The sequence below is a fragment of the Plantimonas leprariae genome (genome assembly GCF_008802405.1).
Taxonomy (GTDB): Bacteria; Pseudomonadota; Alphaproteobacteria; order Rhizobiales; family Rhizobiaceae; genus Plantimonas; species Plantimonas leprariae.
This window is the reverse complement of the sequence record NZ_VZDO01000015.1, coordinates 85,878-98,961: the sequence shown is the minus strand read 5'-3', so window position 1 is coordinate 98,961 and position 13,084 is coordinate 85,878. Positions and strand designations below refer to the sequence as shown.

10 protein-coding genes are annotated in these 13,084 nt (G+C 69.4%); all 10 read right to left on the bottom strand.

The annotated features are described in order from the left end of the window. Window positions 1–3: 3 nt before the first annotated feature. From F6X38_RS17430 to F6X38_RS17385, 10 genes are read right to left on the bottom strand one after another with little or no spacing between them, the layout of a single operon-like run. Window positions 4–1,002: an ABC transporter permease gene (locus F6X38_RS17430; protein ID WP_150971871.1), complete on the bottom strand. Its 999-nt coding sequence runs from the start codon at window positions 1,000–1,002 to the stop codon at window positions 4–6. A gap of 29 nt (window positions 1,003–1,031) precedes the next feature. Beyond that, window positions 1,032–2,960 carry an ABC transporter substrate-binding protein gene (locus F6X38_RS17425; protein WP_150971869.1) on the bottom strand — a complete coding sequence of 643 codons (1,929 nt, stop codon included), beginning with the start codon at window positions 2,958–2,960 and terminating at the stop codon, window positions 1,032–1,034. Between the two features lie 28 nt (window positions 2,961–2,988). Continuing rightward, window positions 2,989–4,155, bottom strand: a complete 1,167-nt coding sequence (locus tag F6X38_RS17420) for an FkbM family methyltransferase (RefSeq protein WP_150971867.1) — start codon at window positions 4,153–4,155, stop codon at window positions 2,989–2,991. Beyond that, the gene (locus F6X38_RS17415; protein WP_150971865.1) at window positions 4,152–6,815 is read right to left on the bottom strand and encodes a dipeptide ABC transporter ATP-binding protein; all 2,664 of its coding nucleotides are present in this window, start codon (window positions 6,813–6,815) and stop codon (window positions 4,152–4,154) included. Before F6X38_RS17415 ends, F6X38_RS17420 begins: the two co-directional genes overlap by 4 nt. A 22-nt stretch (window positions 6,816–6,837) precedes the next feature. Further along, window positions 6,838–7,629 carry a polysaccharide deacetylase family protein gene (locus F6X38_RS17410; protein WP_150971863.1) on the bottom strand — a complete coding sequence of 264 codons (792 nt, stop codon included), beginning with the start codon at window positions 7,627–7,629 and terminating at the stop codon, window positions 6,838–6,840. Next, window positions 7,608–8,807 carry a glycosyltransferase family protein gene (locus F6X38_RS17405; protein ID WP_150971861.1) on the bottom strand — a complete coding sequence of 400 codons (1,200 nt, stop codon included), beginning with the start codon at window positions 8,805–8,807 and terminating at the stop codon, window positions 7,608–7,610. Before F6X38_RS17405 ends, F6X38_RS17410 begins: the two co-directional genes overlap by 22 nt. Continuing rightward, a complete protein-coding gene (locus F6X38_RS17400; protein WP_150971859.1) occupies window positions 8,804–9,379 on the bottom strand; it encodes a histidine phosphatase family protein in 576 nt (191 codons plus the stop codon). Before F6X38_RS17400 ends, F6X38_RS17405 begins: the two co-directional genes overlap by 4 nt. Then, window positions 9,379–10,515: a glycosyltransferase family 4 protein gene (locus tag F6X38_RS17395; protein ID WP_150971857.1), complete on the bottom strand. Its 1,137-nt coding sequence runs from the start codon at window positions 10,513–10,515 to the stop codon at window positions 9,379–9,381. Before F6X38_RS17395 ends, F6X38_RS17400 begins: the two co-directional genes overlap by 1 nt. Further along, window positions 10,512–11,774 carry a glycosyltransferase gene (locus F6X38_RS17390; RefSeq protein WP_150971855.1) on the bottom strand — a complete coding sequence of 421 codons (1,263 nt, stop codon included), beginning with the start codon at window positions 11,772–11,774 and terminating at the stop codon, window positions 10,512–10,514. The genes F6X38_RS17395 and F6X38_RS17390 overlap by 4 nt, the downstream gene beginning before the upstream one ends. A 10-nt stretch (window positions 11,775–11,784) precedes the next feature. Beyond that, window positions 11,785–12,981 (bottom strand): glycosyltransferase family protein, encoded by a 1,197-nt coding sequence (locus tag F6X38_RS17385; protein WP_150971853.1) that lies wholly within the window; start codon window positions 12,979–12,981, stop codon window positions 11,785–11,787. Window positions 12,982–13,084: the final 103 nt, after the last annotated feature.

Genomic DNA, 13,084 nt, shown 5'->3' with positions numbered 1-13,084 from the left:
CGCTCACGCCTTGCGCCTCCGGTCGAGCCTGACGCGCGGGTCGATCACCGCGAGAAGGATGTCGGACACCAGCATGCCGACCACGGTGAGGACGGCGAGGAACATCAGGAACGAGCCGGCGAGATACATGTCCTGGCTGCGCAGCGAGGAGAGCAGCATCGGCCCCGTTGTCGGCAGCGACATCACCGCCGAGACGATCACCGAGCCGGAGACGATCTGCGGCAGGAGCGTGCCGATGTCCGAGACGAACGGATTCAGCACGGCGCGCAGCGGGTATTTCCGGAGGATCTTGCCCTCCGGCAGGCCCTTCGCCCGCGCGGTCACCACATAGGGTTTCTGAAGCTCGTCGAGGAGGTTGGCGCGCAGGCGCCGGATCATGCCGGCCGTGCCGGCCGTGCCGATCACGATCACCGGCACGACGAGGTGGGCGAGGAGCGAGCCGATCTTGCCGGCCGACCAGCCCTCGTCCGTATAGGCCGGGTCCATCAACCCGCCGATCGAGACGCCGAACCAGGTGTTCGAGAGGTAGAGAAGGATCAGCGCGAGCAGGAAGTTCGGCGTGGCGAGGCCGATATAGCCGAGGAACGACAGCGAGTGATCGGCCGCCGAGTACTGATGCGTCGCGATGTAGACGCCGATCGGGAACGACACGCCGTAGATGAAGAGAACGGTGAGGAAGTTCAGGACCAGCGTCAGGAACAGGCGGTCGCCGACGACGTCGGCGACCGGCAACTGGTACTCGAACGAATAGCCGAGGTCGCCATGCATCAGTCCCCAGACCCAGTCGACGTATTGGCGCGGCAGCGACTTGTCGAGGCCGTACTGCTCCCGAAGGAACTGCACCTTGTCGGAGGAGACGTCCTCGCCCTGCGCCTGCAGGTCGGCGATATAGGTGGTGAGGTAGTCGCCGGGCGGCGCCTGGATCACGGCGAAGACGAGAACGCTGATCACGGCGAGCGTCCCGATCATCGTCGCGATGCGGCGGACGAGGAAACCGAGCATCCGTCAGGCTCCGGGCGGGTGGCGCGGCATCAGTTCGCCGCCTGCTTCTGTTCGGGATCGGCGAAGAAGAACGAATCGATGCGGTAGACGCCGAAGAAGGCGCCCGGATTCCAGTTGAACACCGCGCGCTCCGGCACGTTCTGCAGCCGGTTCGACACGACGACGATGGAATCGATGCCGGACACGATGCCGATGCGGAAGGCCTGATCCGCGTCGATGTCGAGCATCTCGCGCCAGATGCGGGCACGCTCTCCCTCGTCCGTCGTCTCACTCCAGGCCTTGTTGAGGTCGAGCAGTTTCTGCGCGGCCGGCAGTTCCGGTGCCGCGCCCATCTTGCCCATCGTCTCGTAATGGCTGCCCCAGATCGGCCATTCCTGCTGCTCGCCGTTGGTCGGCGCGAGCTCGGCCGGGCTCCAGTCGGCGTTCGGCAGGCCGTTCTCGAGGCCGGTCCAGACCGACATCAGCGTGGAGCCGGCGGCGAGACGGCTCGACAGCGTGTCGCGCTCGGACGGCTTGATCAGAATCTTGATGCCGAGCTTGCGGTAGTCCTCGGCGATCAGGCCGAGGACGTCGACCTGCTCGGTGTCCTCGCCGGCGGTCTCCACCACCATGATCATCTGCCGACCGTCCGGCAGGAGGCGGAGGCCCCCGGAACGCTCGGTCAGGCCGAGCTTGTCGAGTAGTCGGTTCGCCTCGTCCGGATCGTACTTGGCGTAGCGCATGGAGCGTTCGGCATCGTAGAAGGGCGAGCCCTCCATCGCCGTGTCGGTCACCGGCTTGCCGAGGCCGTAATAGATCGCCTGGTTGATGTCCTCGCGGTTGAAGCCCATCGACAGGGCCCGGCGGAAGTCGGCCTCCTGGAACAGCTTGCGCCAGACATCGTCCTTCACGTTGAGGTTCGGGTAGAGGACGATCTTCGAGCCCTTGCCGCTCGTCCAGCGGCGGATCTCGTAGTCGTGGCTCCGCGCCGCCTGCTTCAGGAACGGGTAGTTGTTGAAGACGAGGTAGCTCGCCTGCAGGTCGGCCTCCCCGGCGCCGGTCTTGGCCGGGATCAGCTTCGAGCTCGCGATCGTCATCGCGACCTCGTTCGCGTAGGGGAGCTGGTGCCCTGCGGTGTCGATCCGGTGGAAGAACGGGTTGCGCGCGAAGACGAAGCGGTCGGACGGCGGCTTGGTCCGAAGCACGAAGGGCTCCAGCGACGGCAGCTTCGGGTCCGAGTTCTTGTACATTTGGTCGTACTTGAAGTGCAACGCGACCCAGTTGCGCTGCCCCGCATCCTTGACCTTCGCCGCGAGCTTCTCGGGATCGGCGTATTTCGCGTGGTACTTCTTCAGGTAGTGCGCCGGCCGGTAAATGTAGAGTGGCTGCGGGCCGGCGATGGCGGGGAGGAAGAAGGGATTGGGCTTCGACCATTCGTAGCGGATGGTCGTCTCGTCGACGAGGGTCACCTTCGGCGGCTCGCCGTCGACCAGCATCTCGCGCGGCGGGCCGAACTTGTTGAGTTCCTTGTTGTTGACGACGTCCTCCCACCAATAGCGGAAGTCCTCCGCTGTGAAGGGCTCGCCGTCCGACCACTTGTGACCTTTCCGCAGGTGGAAGGTGAAGACGCGCTCGCCCTCCTCGTCCACGGCCTTCGCGATGTCGGGAACGAGCTTCTGGTCGGGCGTGTAGCCTACGAGCCGCGCATAGCCGTAGACCACCATGCGGCGGGTGTCCTTGGCCTGGCCTTCGAGGATGCGGAGCGAACCGCCATAGTCGCCGGTGCGCTTGCCTTCCGCTGCCATGTCCACCACCAGCGGCTCGGCAGGGATGCGCTCCGCGACCGGCGGTAGCTTGCCTTCCGCCACGTCCTTTGCGAGCACCGGCGGCTCGCGCATCTCGGCAGCGCGCACGGGTAAGGCAGCCGCCAGGATTGCGGCGAGGAGCCCGAAGGCGAATTTGGAGCGGTTCACCGTCATCGTCTCTCGCCTCCCATCCGCCGGTCCATCACGAATCCAGCGGCGCGATCAGATAGTTGGCATGACCTTTGTCGGAGAAGATGCGCTCGATCCGGTAGGAGGCAAGCTCCAGCCAGTCGAGAAAAGCGCCGGTGTTCCGCTCCGCCACCTCGACGAAGATCGGCGGCCTCGCCCGGGCGATGGTCTCCGACGCACCGCGAAGGACGTCGAGTTCCATGCCTTCGACGTCGATCTTCAGAAAGCCGGGCGGCTCGGTCAAAATGTCGTCGAGACGCACCACCGGGACGCCCCCCTCCCCGCCCGCTTCGAGACGCGTCGCGCCGAGCCCGCCGCCTTCGGAGACCACCGCATGCATGCGGGCCGGCTCCGCGCCGACGCCCTGTCCGAGCATCGACAGATCGACGTTCGCGAAGCCGTTCGCCTCAACCGCCAGCCGCAGCGTCGCCGCCGCCTGCGGGAGAGGCTCGAACGGCAGGACGGACGCCGCCCGCATCGGGCCGGCGAAGAACACCGTATGATTGCCGGTATTGGCCCCGACATCCACGACGCGCACTCCCGTGCCGACGCGGGCCTTCACGTATTCGAGTTCGGCCGCCTCGAAGAAGACCCCGCGCGTCTGGTCGCGCTCGATGCCGGCGTTGCGGCCGGTATAGGGCACGCGCCAGATGCGATCACCATAGGGGATCGGCAGGAAGGCGGGACGTTCCTCCAGCCTCCGCAACACCTCTCCCCGCTCGGCCTCCGTCAACCCGGCCGCCGGTTCCGTTTCAGCGATCACCAGCGGCGCAGCGAGCTTGATGCAGCGGGCGGTCGCCCACAACCGGAACAGCCGCGCGATGCGTCCCTCCCCGGAACCGTCCTCAAGCAGGTTCCGCAGCGTCGCTGCCCGCAGGAAGCGCGGCTCGCCCACCCACCAGTTGAGCAGCGCATGCGGCAGCCGCTCGGCTTCGTCGAAGGCGAGCCGCGAAGGCCTCCACAAGCCCCGTGCGGTCTCCAGCCCGCCGAACACGGCGTCGAACAGAGGCAGGGCCGGCGCGGCGCGCAGGCTCGCGGCCTCGCTCGGCGCTTCGCCGGAATCCAGCAGCATCAGCCATTCGGCACCGTCCGCGTCCACCCTGCGCAATGCCTCGCGCAAGGCCTCGCTGTCGTCCAGCGTCGCCCGGACGGCGAGCACGCGCGGCGTCGGAAGGCTCACGCCGGCTCCGGAACGACGGCGGCGACTCCGTGCGAAACCGACGGATCCACTTCCGCAAAGGAGGAGCCGCGGCTGTAGTTGTCGTGATAGGCGACGAGCGGTCCGTCGATCGGCCCGCTGGCATAGAGCCCCAACTTGAAATAGGGGGCCTGTTCCTCGTTGCGGTAGCCGAGCGGCCCCCAGAAATTGAACAGCGGCCGGCCGTTCAGGAACGCCTCGATCGCCGCATCTCCGGTTCGCGACCAGCGGATGCGGAAGACGAAATCCATCCACTGCCCGAGCGGCGCAGCCATTTCGTGGAAGACGTGGGTCTTCGCCGGGTTCGCCGAGGCGACGTCGTCGAAGGCGCCGGTGAAGCGCAGGCGCCCGTCGCGGAAGCGCAAGGCGAGCGGCGGCTTGCCGGAAGGCTCGCCGAGTTTCGCCTGATCGTGCCACTGCGCCAGGACGATGCCGGTGCCGAGCGGCGGCGCGAAGTCCTCCGGCAGAAGCGTCGCGAAGCCGTACCAGGTCTCGGCCTCCAGCGGCGCATTGTACCAGTCGCGCAGTTCCGCGCGGTGGCCCTGGCTGACGCGCTCGTCGGGCCGCAGCTCGAAGCGGCAGCTCTTCGCGCCGACGCGCGCCACCACGTCCTGCACCTGCGCCGAATGCGGCCCGGCCAGGCGGCGCGTCGACCAGCCGTCCAGCGTACCGCTCTCGAAGTCGAGATGCGCGACCGCTTCTCCTACCGGATCGGTCGCGAGCGAGAGCGCGATCTCGCGGTGCTCCTCCGGGGTCCGGCCGCCGAGGTCGGCGACGGGCGGCACCTCGTGGGCGCGGACGTAATGGTCCGGACCGATCCCGATCCAGTGCGGCTCGCCGCGCTCGTCCGGCGCGAAGGGCGCTCCCCAGGCGTCCGGCGCGGACTGGCGGGACAGGCTGACCTTGGAGAAGTCGAGCCGGCGGTTCGGGTCCGGTTGCGGTACCGCCGCCATCAATGCCCTGGTGTAGGGATGGCGCGGGTTGCGGAACAGCTCCTCGCGCGGCGCGAGCTCGACCAGCCGGCCGGATGCCATCACCGCGATCCGGTCGGCGAGGTAGTCCACCACCGCGAGGTTGTGGGAAATGAACAGGTAGGTGAGGCCGAGCGCCGACTTCAGGTCGCGCAGAAGGTTCAGGATCTGCGCCTGGATCGACACGTCGAGCGCCGAGACCGGCTCGTCGAAGATGATCAGTTCCGGGTCGAGCGCCAGCGCCCGCGCGATGCCGATGCGCTGCCGCTGCCCGCCGGAGAAGGAGTGCGGGTAGCGGTTCATGTACGAGGCATCGAGCCCGACCAGCGTCAGCAGTTCGGCGACGCGGGCCTTGCGCGCCTTATGGTCCCCGTATTCGTGGATCTGCAGCGGCTCGGCGATGATCGCGCCGACCGTCATGCGCGGATTGAGCGCCGAATAGGGATTCTGGAACACGTACTGCACGCGGGTGCGCCAGTGCCGGAGCGCCTCGCCGCCGAGCGCCAGCACGTCCTCCGCGCCGCCCTTGCCCTGCATCTCGACGGTGCCCTCGTCGGCCGGAACCGTGCGCACCACCATCTTCGACAGCGTGGTCTTGCCGCAGCCGGATTCGCCGACGAGGCCGAGGCATTCGCCGCGCCGGATGTCGAGGTCGACGCCGTTGACGGCCATCGCGACGGGGCCTGAGCCTTTCCGCTTCAGCCAGCGCGTCTCGCTGCGGTTGGTGAAGCCCTTGGCGAGGCCGCGCAGCTTCACCAGCGGCTCGCCGACCGGGCAGCGCGCCTCCGCCGGCCGGTGCCGGCCGGCCTTCGACAGGTCGACCGAAATCTCGCGCACTGGCGTCAGGCGCTCGCCCGGCTTCATGCCGATGCGCGGCACGGCGTGGAGCAGCGCCTTGAGATAGGGGTGCTTCGGCGCAGCGAAGAGCTCGCGCGCCGGGCCGCTTTCCATCACCTCGCCGTGGTAGACCACCACCATCTCGTCGGCCATGTTGGCGACGACGCCGAGATCGTGCGCGATCAAGAGGATCGCCGTGCCGTTCCGCTCCTGAAGCTGGCGCATCAGCTTCAGGATCTCGGCCTGGACGGTGACGTCGAGCGCGGTGGTCGGCTCGTCGGCGATGAGGAGCGCCGGCTTGCAGATCATCGCCATCGCGATCATCGCGCGCTGGCAGAGCCCGCCGGACAGTTCGAACGGATAGGCGTCGACCGAGCGCTCGGGGTTCTTGAAGCCGACCTCGCCGAGCGCCCGGATCGTCGCCTCGCGCGCTTGTTTGTCGTCGGCGCCCTCGTGCAGCTTCAGCACTTCGCCGATCTGCGAGCCGATCGTGTGGAGCGCCGAGAACGAGGTCGTCGGCTCCTGGAAAATCATCGAGATTCGCCCGCCCCGGATGGCGGCGTACTTCTCCGAACGGGGCTTCAGGCTGGCGAGGTCGATCTCCGGGCCGTTCCCGTCGCGAAACAGGATGCGGCCGGAGCGGCGGCGGGCGATCACCGGGAGGATGCCGAGGATGGCCTGCGCCGTGACCGATTTGCCGGAGCCCGACTCGCCGACCACCGCGACGGTCTTGCCCGGCTCGATCCGGAACGACAGGTTCGAGACGGCGCGGGTCGTTCCGGCCGGCACCTTGAACTCGACCGTCAGATCCTCGACGCGCAGGAGGTCGCTCATTCGTCCATCTTCGCTTGCGGCCTCACAAGTCAGACTGATGCTTAGCTAGAAGATCGTCGGCGGAAAGAAACCGGCAATCCTTTCGTTTCGCGAGATAGCGGAGAAGACCCGACAGGAATGTGAAGGTTTCCCCGTCGTGGACGAGATGATGCGTCAGTATGCCGGTGGCTCGGCGAGGGTCGGCGCGGCCGTCGATCAGCGTGTCGAGCCGCTCCGCCAGAAGGCGGAGCATTTCCCGCTCGCCCTTGAACGAGCCGGCCGCCCAGTCCACCGGGTCGAGATGCGTATCCACCGCCAGGACGCCCGGCGCGACGGGATTGGGCTTCCGGCCGGTGAAGAGCGACAGGCCCCGATAGCCGAGGCCGGCGAGCCCTTTCGCGACTTCGACGCCGATGCGGTTCCAGGGCGGCGCGAGGATCGGCGCGACGCGCGAAAAGGCGTGGAGGCGGTCGCGGCCGTGGGCGAGGTCCGCCAGAACCGCGTCGACCGGCCGGTGGTCGCCGAGTTCAGCCTTTTTCTCGCCCGGCGGCGCATGATTGGCGTGCGAGATCCCGTGCTGCAGCACGGTGATGTGCGATTCGCCCGCGAGCCGATCGGCCAAACCCGCCGTCGCGACGGCCGGCACCACCGCCAGCGCCAGCGGCGTCGCGGTTTCCGCCGCGATGCCGAGCAGCCGGTCGAGGGCGGCCGAGGGTTCGGTCGCGTCGTCGTCGCGCAGCCAGAAGCGGACCTCGCCGCAGAGCTCGGCGAGTTGGTCGAGACGATTGCCGATTTCGCCCCAGCCTGTCCCTGTCATCGCGCCCGGGCGACCCATTCCGCAACGATCCGCGCGGTGTTCGCCGCGCCGTCGAGCGCGAAGTCGGCGGCCGGCATGGCGCGGCGCCGGGGGGCGTCCGCAAGAGTGGCGTCGATCGTGCCGGCGAGCCGCTCCGCCAGCGCCGCCTCCGGCAGCACGTGGAGGAAGCCGCGGCTGGCGAGGCGCGAGGCGCGCTCGTTCTGCTCGGTCTCCTCTTCCGCACCGATCGGCACGACGATCGCCGGAACGCCGGCGCGCAGCAGGTCGATCGTGGTGTTGTAGCCGCCCTGGCTGATCGAAAGCGCCGCCCGCTTCAGCACCGCCTGGAAATCGGAGCGGAACCGCTCGACTCGCACTCGCCCGCCTTCGTCCGCGTCCGCATCCTCCGCCAAGTGCCGAAGCGCGTCGAACTCACCTTGCGCGAGGCGGGGTCCGGCGATCAGCTGCCAGTCGAGGGAATGCGCCCGGCTTCGCGGACGGGCATGGAGCGCGGCACGCAGGAGGGTCGCGCCGACCGCGCCGCCGCCGGCCGAGACCACGACTTCGCCCGCCCCCTCCCCGGCCGGGTCGAAGGCGGCGTCGCCGGCGAGCGCCGAGAGATCCGACGAGACGTAGCCGGTGTAGCGAAGCTTGCTCGCGATCCGCTTCGCCTCACCGAAGCTCGACTCGAACGGCACGAAGGCCGGGTCGCCATGCACCAGCACCTCGTCGAAGCTGGCGAGAATGAGGTCGGCGGCTTCAGTTTCGCGCGAGGCCTTCACCGGCCGCACCAGGATGTCGCGCACCGAGGACAGGAGCGCCGGCCGGGGCGTCCAGTTCCGCATCGCCTCGATCAGCGGCAGGAGCTCGAAGCGGAACTGCCGTCGGCCGAACGGAAAGAGTTCGAAGAGCACCGCCGCCGGGCGGAGGCGGTCCGCAAGGTCGAGCAGTTCGTCGCGACGCGCGTCGCGCCAGGCGTCGTCGGCCGGCTTGCCGTTCGCGGTGATGAGGGTCGAAAAGTCGCCGCCGCGGATCGTCGCCGAGGGCAGGTAATGCACGCTCGCGCCGGGATAGGAGATACCCTCGTCGCGCGTGCCGCCGTGGACGACGGTGACGTCCAGCCCTTGAGCGCCCATCGCGGCCGCGATGGCAGCGGCGCGCTTCAGATGCCCGACGCCGAGAAGATGCTGGACGTAGAACAGGACCTTTGGCTTCACGAAACCTCGCCGAGCGGAATGTTGGCCTGAACGAGGCTCAACCCCTCGTTCAAGCGAAAATGGTGCGCAGTGCCGGGGAGCAAACGGACGGGCGCCTTGCCGCGCATGTCCCAGCCGGTGGCGGAGGCGAGAAGCGCGCGGATGACGCCCTTGTGGGTGACGATCGCGCTGTTCCCGCCGAGCAGCCGCAATCCCTCGAGGGCGCGCGCGCCGACCTCGCGCGGCGATTCCCCATTCTCGGACCGGAAATCGAGGCCGCGGACCTCGTTCGCGGCGAAGGGCTCGCCCCCCTCTGCGCGAAGCTCGGCGAGCGTCCGCCCTTCGCTGGCACCCCAATCCATCTCGATGAAGGCCGGATCGAGCCGGGGGACGAGGCCCATCGCCTCAGCCGTTTCGCGGGCGCGACCGAGCGGACTCGCGACGACGGTCCAGCCTGCCGCGAAGGGCGGCAGCCGCCAGCCGCTCGCGGCATCACGCCCCGCCGGCGACAACGGCACATCGGCCCGGCCCTGGATGAGGCCGCGCTCGTTCCAGTCCGTCGCGGCATGGCGGAGAAGCAGGAAGTCCGGCATCAGCGCGCAGCGACGAGTTGGCGGATATCCGCCGCGAGCATGCGCGCGGCGGCCTCGACGTCGTTCACCTCGACGGCGCGGGCCGCGCCCGCTTCGCCCATGCGATGCGCGCGGGCCGGATCGTCGAGGAGCACGGCGATGCCTTCCGCCAGCACCGCCGCGTCGCCGGCCGGCACGACGAGCCCGGTGCGGCCGTCCTCCACCACGTGATCGATGCCGCCGGACCGCCCCGCCACCACCGCGACGCCGGCGCTCGCGGCCTCGATGAAGCTCATGCCGACCGCCTCCTTCACCGAGGGCCAGGCGTAGATGTCGGCGGCGCGATAGGCGCGGACGAGATCGTCGCCAGTGAGCCGGCCGGCGAAGGCGACCCTGCCGCCAAGGGGCTGCATCGAACGGCGTACCTCCGCTTCCGCCGGGCCGTCTCCGACGACGAGCGCATTCCAGCGCCGCTTCTCCACCCGACCGAGCGCATCGGCGAGCACGCGGTAGGATTCGAGCTTCTGGTCGGCGCGCATCATCGCGACGGTGAGGATCAGCGGCGCGTCGGGATCGAGGCCGAAAGCGGCGTCGGCCCACCTGCGCGCCGTCGCCCTGTCGCCCGCCCGGAACGGCGCGGTGTCGATGAAAGGCGGCAGGTCGCGAAGCGCGCCCGGCTTCGCGATTGGCAGGAGGCAGGCGCGATCCACCGGGTTGATGCACCAGATGCGGTCGGCTAGGCGGATGGCACTTTCGGCGGCGTGGTAGCCTGCCGCCCAGCGCCCGTTCCGTTGCTTCGGCGCGTGCGATGCCTCGGCGACGACGTAGGGGATGCCGAGCGCGCCGGCGACCGCGGGCCCGAGATGGTCCGGGGCCTTGTGGTAGAGATGGTAGGTGAACCAGAGCGCCGGCCGTTCGGCTTGCCGCAGGGCGCGATAGCGCGCGACGAGGCGCTCGGCTTCCCGCGCTCCTTCCGCCGCGATCTCGCGCTGCCGGCCGGCATCGCCCGCGCCCTCGTAGGCGCGAAAGCGCGAGGCGAGTTCGACCTCGCAACCGGCCCGGCGAATCGCCTCCATGAACAGCCGCGCCATGCGCCCTTCCCCGGACGGCACCGGGTCGTCCGGGGCCTTCATCGGCGCGTGGAAGGCGACCCTCATCGCTCCAGCACCCGCCGGATGTTCTGGAACACGCTCTCGACGCCGCTGGCATGACCGAAATGGGCGCGAAGGTGCGTTTCGCCGGCGGCACCGAGGCGCATTCGGAGCGCCGGGTCGAGGATCAGCCGCCGGAGCGCCGCCGCCAACGCCGCCGGATCGTCGGGCGGCACGAGCAGCCCGGTTTCCCCGTCGCGCACGATCTCCGGCACGGCGGAAACTCGCGTCGAAAGGCAGGCGAGCCGTTGGCTTTGCGCTTCCATCAGGACGTTCGGCAGGCCGTCGCGGTCGCCGTCGTCGGAAATGCGGGAATTGAGCACGAAGAGATCGGCCGCGCGGTAGCGAAGGAGGAGTTCGCCCTGCGCCATCGCCGCGCGAAGGCTCACCCGGTCGGCGAGGCCGAGGCGTTCGGCTTCCGCGCGCAATTCCTCCTTCAGCGGGCCGCCGCCGATGAACTCGATCCGCCAGTGGAGGTCCCGGCAGCGCGACAGCGCGTCGAGGAGGCCGGCATGGCCCTTCTTGTCGACGAAGCGTCCGACCGAGAGCAGTCGCACCGGATCGCCCGCCGCCGAGCCGTCGCGGCGACTTGGTTCCGTTCCCACGGGCGGCGGGGGGAAGCGCGAGAAGTCGAGGCCGTGATAGACGAGCGACACGCGCTCAGGCTCGGGCGCGAGACCTTGCAGGTGCGCGGCGTTCGCTCCGGTGCAGGTGACGAGGAAGGCGAGGTCGCCGAGCTTCTCGCGCTTTTCCCAGTCGGGGATCGTCCAGATGTCCTTGGCATGCGCCGAGACCGCGAAGGGCAGGCCGAGCATCCGCCCGGCATAGCGCGCGACGGAGCCCGGCGTATGGAGGAAATGCGCGTAGATCAGCCCGATGTCGGCCGGCATCTCGCTCGCCAGCACCATCGCCTGCCCCCAGCGTCGGCCGCGGTTCGGCGTTCGGTCGCGCCGCCAGTCGGCGAGGAACATGCGGCGCGCGGCGCGGTAGCCGGGAAGCCGCCGCGCCTGCCACCAGGACCGGACGACGCGCAGCGGCTCCTGGTAGAGATATTCCGGCAGGTAGTTCGGCGCTTCCGCGATCTCGGCGTGGACCGGATGCTCGCGCTCGTCGGTCGGCCAGCGCAGCGAGACGAGATGCACCGGGCACCCGAGCCGCTTCAGCCCGAGGATCTCCTGCGCGATGAAGGTTTCCGAGAGGCGCGGATAGCCTTTCAGCACGATCGCCACCCGCGGCCGCCGGGGGGCCGTCGCCGTTTCGCTCATCGCGGGATCGTCAGACGATGTTCAGGAGCGCCGGCCGGCGCCGCCGGGCCGAAACGGCCTCGGTGAAGAAGCGGTCGATCTCGTCGAGGCCGCTGAGGAGGTTCGGCAGGCCGGCGGCAGAAGGCTTCGGCTGGTCCGGCAGGCCGCGCAGCGCGGCGGCCATGCGCGCGGGGTCCGGCCGGCCGTCCGGCAGCATCACGCGGAGCAGCCCGAGCTCCTCGGCTCGCGTCGCGCGGATGAACTGCTCCAGCCGCGGGCGCGTTCGCGGCATCATCAGCGTCGGCTTGTCGAAAGAGAGCATCTCGCAGAACGTGTTGTAGCCGCCCATCGTCACGAGGCCGACCGCGCCGTCGATCAGCGCCTCCATGTTGGTGACGAAGCTTTCGGCGCTGAGCTTCGGGATCGCGGCGACGCGGTCGCGGAAGCCGGCGCGCTCGTCGGCCGACAGGAAAGGCCCGAACACGATCCGCGCCGGGCACGGCAGGTCCGGGTCGTGCTCGTAGGCGGCGATCACCCAGTCGATCACCGCCGCGCCGTCGCCCCCGCCACCGGCATGGACGAGGATGTACGGCCCCTCGCCCCCGTCCTCGGCCTTCGCCTCCTCGCTGAGCGTCCGGCGGATGTAGCCGGTGTAGCGCGCGCGGCCGAGCGCTTGCCCGGACAGGCCGAGACCGTCAAGCGGCCGGTAGACGTTCTCCGGCCCGTAGATCCAGATCTCGTCGTAGAGCTGCTCGACGGCGTCGAGCGCGCCCTTGCGCTCCCATTCGTCCCTGAGCCGCCCCGTGTCGTCGAGAATCTCGCGGATGCCGAGGATGTTGCGCGTTCCCTCGCGGCGCAGGAACAGCAGCGCGTCGCGGACCTCGCCCTTCAGGCCCAGCGGCTCCTTGTCGACCAGGAAGACGTCCGGCCGGAAGCGGCGCGCGACTTCGAGGATGATCACGGCGCGAACGTCCATCATGTCCTCGGCGGCGATGCCCGGCATCGAGGAGGCGTAGGCGTTGTTGTCGAGCTTCACGATGCCCGGCACGCGGATGAAGTCCACCCGCGGGTGGAAGTCGAACGAGCCGACCACCGGCGAACCGGTGACGATCAGGACGGCGAGGTCGTCGTGCAGCGCGGTGAGATGGTTCGCGATCGTCTGGCAGCGGCGCAGGTGCCCGAGGCCGTAGGAGTCGTGGCTGTAGATGAGGAGGCGCTTGCCGGTCATCGGTCGATCAGAAGCCGCATTCCCGTCCGAAGCCGCGCGACGCCCGTGCCGGCGGGGGCAGATTTAAGCCTTTCCGGCGCGGATGCCAATCTCCCCGGCGAAG

Excerpts from the sequence above, each read along its gene's own strand:
- F6X38_RS17430 (WP_150971871.1), bottom strand. The coding sequence starts at position 1,002 with ATGCTCGGTTTCCTCGTCCGCCGCATCGCGACGATGATCGGGACGCTC.
- F6X38_RS17400 (WP_150971859.1), bottom strand. The coding sequence starts at position 9,379 with ATGCCGGACTTCCTGCTTCTCCGCCATGCCGCGACGGACTGGAACGAG.
- F6X38_RS17425 (WP_150971869.1), bottom strand. The coding sequence starts at position 2,960 with ATGACGGTGAACCGCTCCAAATTCGCCTTCGGGCTCCTCGCCGCAATC.
- F6X38_RS17390 (WP_150971855.1), bottom strand. The coding sequence starts at position 11,774 with ATGAGCGAAACGGCGACGGCCCCCCGGCGGCCGCGGGTGGCGATCGTG.
- F6X38_RS17395 (WP_150971857.1), bottom strand. The coding sequence starts at position 10,515 with ATGAGGGTCGCCTTCCACGCGCCGATGAAGGCCCCGGACGACCCGGTG.
- F6X38_RS17415 (WP_150971865.1), bottom strand. The coding sequence starts at position 6,815 with ATGAGCGACCTCCTGCGCGTCGAGGATCTGACGGTCGAGTTCAAGGTG.
- F6X38_RS17410 (WP_150971863.1), bottom strand. The coding sequence starts at position 7,629 with ATGGGTCGCCCGGGCGCGATGACAGGGACAGGCTGGGGCGAAATCGGC.
- F6X38_RS17385 (WP_150971853.1), bottom strand. The coding sequence starts at position 12,981 with ATGACCGGCAAGCGCCTCCTCATCTACAGCCACGACTCCTACGGCCTC.